Genomic DNA, 666 nt, shown 5'->3' on the forward strand with positions numbered 1-666 from the left:
TTTGAATATATATGATATTGCAAAAGAAGCCGGTGTCTCTATAACCACCGTGTCTAGAGTTCTTAACCACAAAGAAAATATTAGTAAGAAAACTAAAGATAAGGTTGAAAAGGTTTTAAAAAAATATAATTATATACCCAATGCTATAGCCAGAGGTTTAGTAACTAAATCTATGAAATCTATAGGCATCGTTACAACTAATATTACTGATATGCATCATGCGAAGTCTGCCTACATAATGGAGAGAGAATTTAACAAGTTGGGTTATTCTGTTATGCTTTGCAATACCGGTGCAAGGACCGAGGAAAGCATAAATTATATTAAAATGTTATCTGAGCGAAATATAGATGGAATTATTTTAATGGGGTCAGTATTTAATAATAAAGATATACAATCATCAATTTCCGCGTATCTTAATCATATTCCAACAGTACTTCAAAATGGATTTTTAGATATGGAAAATACCTACTCAGTATTAGTAGATGACTCTTATGGTATTTCTATGTGTGTTGATCATCTCTTTGAGAAAGGCCATTCAGATATAGTATACATAAAAGATATGGATACCTACAGTGCAGAGCAAAAGAAAGAAGGATTTCTAGTTGGAATGAATAAGAATGGTTTAAAACTAGACGACAATTCCATTATAAATACACAGTGTGGATT

General features: G+C 31.2%; 1 protein-coding gene. It reads left to right on the forward strand.

Annotated elements, in window-relative coordinates; all coding sequences use genetic code 11:
- A partial coding sequence (locus tag KPL50_RS26675; protein WP_253200833.1) for a LacI family DNA-binding transcriptional regulator occupies window positions 1–666 on the forward strand: 666 nt, incomplete at both ends.

Source organism: Clostridium sp. CF012, from assembly GCF_018861755.1.
GTDB lineage: Bacteria > Bacillota > Clostridia > Clostridiales > Clostridiaceae > Clostridium_AD.